The sequence below is a fragment of the Pseudomonas syringae group sp. 26L6 genome (assembly GCF_032587815.1).
In the GTDB taxonomy this organism is placed as follows: Bacteria; Pseudomonadota; Gammaproteobacteria; order Pseudomonadales; family Pseudomonadaceae; genus Aquipseudomonas; species Aquipseudomonas amygdali.
In genome coordinates this window covers 1-2,096 of the sequence record NZ_JAWHPJ010000036.1, presented here as the reverse complement: position 1 = coordinate 2,096, position 2,096 = coordinate 1, and the positions used below count along the sequence as shown (strand labels likewise).

Sequence of the window (2,096 nt, the reverse complement as noted above, 5' to 3'; positions counted from 1 at the left end):
GGAAATGCTCACCATCGCTGGTCTGGTGTTCGACGACACGCGGCTGGCCGTCGATAATTTCCCAGCGGTACTCGCAGGTCAGGCCCAGTGCGTTGCTGTGGCGGGTCATCACGACACCGGTTAGATAGGGACACTTAAGTAAGCTTTATAAAAGATATTAATAGGTAGCTGAGGCAAAGTTGGCAGCTACCTTGATAAGTAATTTTTAAAAGAGCTATGGGCGAAAATATTTTCTTGAAAAAATCAAATATCGAATCTCAAGATTTTAAAAGTCATCCCAAGGGGCATATTCATAATTCTCATCTATTTTTTTAAAGGATAGGCCGGCTAAACCTTCTGCTATATATTTGTCTCGAAATTCACTAGAGCAAACTACTTCATGTATCTCTTCGAAGTAAAATAAATGTGATTTTATATTTTTCAGTACTACCAGTTTTTCAATGCGTTCGTATACCGGGGCATTGGACATTGAGGCATTAATCTTAGGGTTAGTGTCAAGGGTGAATGTCGACATATCTAAATCCATTGCATTTATTCTGTCGGAAGCAATAAAAAAAAAGTATTCTTTATCACTGACTTTGCCTTGAATATTAAGTTCGATGGGGCGGCTAATGTAAGAGCACCTAAGATGATCACAAATTTCCAATAATTTTTTAGACGCTAAGAAATGATCAGGCAGCCAGTCTGCATTGATTTTCGGAGTGTCAGCAATTGCACGATAATGAGAAGTAAGTGAGCTCTCTACTGGGTTTTCGCTTGGATAGTGAAACGTTGGAAGATCTGGCACCCACTCTAGATCAAAAAAATATGGCGCGCCCTCACCATTCGGTTCATAGCTGATTATATATAGATCTTTCATGATAATATTGCCCTCATAGCAATCGGCCGGTTATAGCATCTATTTTAAACAGGCCATTCTCAAGGCCTTGCGAAGCCCAAGTCTGAATGTTTTTTACTCCAAGAGCCAAGTCAATATCAGTTAAGCTGCCTAGGTTGTTATTCAGCTTCACTAATTTGTTTTTCACTGCTTCTGTATATTGGCCGTGATTTGACCAATGCCCTGGCATTCCCGTAGTCTGAGCGAGATTTTTGGAGCCAGGAAGAAAAATACCATTTGAGGCCCCATCAGGATTCCAGCCAATACCTTTCAGTCTACCGAACATGGTTTTGAACTGCGGGCTCTTTATCAATTCTTCCGGCAACAGATGATGGTTTGCCATTCCATCACCTGGCTTTGCTCCCATATTATTACCCAGCTTGGTAGAGCACCAACCTAGAGGATCAATCCAATTGTTAGGGCTGAATGTATGCAAATATAAGTTTGTCCCTCCTGATAACCCAATCGGATCCTGCGTTATAAACCGCCCAATCTCCGGGTCATAATACCGAAACGTGTTGTAGTGCAGCCCCGTCTCGACATCAAAATACTGCCCCTGAAACCGCAGGTTCTGCTCAACCTCGTTCACGACCAGCTTTTCCACCGCACCCCACGCCCGGTACTTGGCCTGCCAGACGATCTGCCCTTCGGCGTCGGTCATTTCCAGCGGTGTGCCGATCTGGTCGGTGTGGAAGTAATAAACCTTATTCTCTACCTCGCCCTCTTTCTCATCCACACGGGCCAGCGGCGCATAGCTGCCGGGCTCGTAAAGGTACAAGCTGCTCTGGCCGGGGCTTTCTTCGCGCAGCATGCGCAGGCCTTGCCAGAGGAAGCGTTTGTGGTCGGTGTGGCCTTTGATTTCGGACTGTTTGGCGACTCTTCGGCCCAGGCTGTCGTACTGGTAGCTACTGGTGCTTTCCACCTGCGTGTCAGCCATGGTCTCGGTTTTGACCAGGCGGTTTTCGCAGTCGTAGGTGAAGGTCTGCCAGCGCACGATGCCGACGGCTTTTTCGATCAGGTTGCCCCACGCGTCGTATTTGTACTCGTGGTTCGCCCACTGTTTGAGGCGGTTGTCTTTGACGTGGTCGAAGCGGCTGGTGTTGAAGTTCAGGCGGTTGGCCGCGGCGTCGTAGCGGAATTCTTCGCCGTCAACGACTCTACCGGTGTTGCGTGCCAGCAGCTGACCGTTGGCTTCGTATTCGTACTGGGTTTCGCCGCG

The 2,096-nt window shown here is 47.3% G+C and carries 2 protein-coding genes; both read right to left on the bottom strand.

Annotation, left to right across the window (positions count from 1 at the left end):
* Nucleotides 1-265 precede the first annotated feature (265 nt).
* Nucleotides 266-859, bottom strand: a complete 594-nt coding sequence (locus tag RYA97_RS17270) for an imm11 family protein (RefSeq protein ID WP_005772011.1) — start codon at nt 857-859, stop codon at nt 266-268.
* A gap of 13 nt (nt 860-872) precedes the next feature.
* Nucleotides 873-2,096: RHS repeat-associated core domain-containing protein (locus tag RYA97_RS17265; protein ID WP_316892761.1), on the bottom strand; the 1,224-nt coding region annotated here is incomplete at its 5' end.

Excerpts from the sequence above, each read along its gene's own strand:
- RYA97_RS17270 (WP_005772011.1), bottom strand. The coding sequence starts at position 859 with ATGAAAGATCTATATATAATCAGCTATGAACCGAATGGTGAGGGCGCG.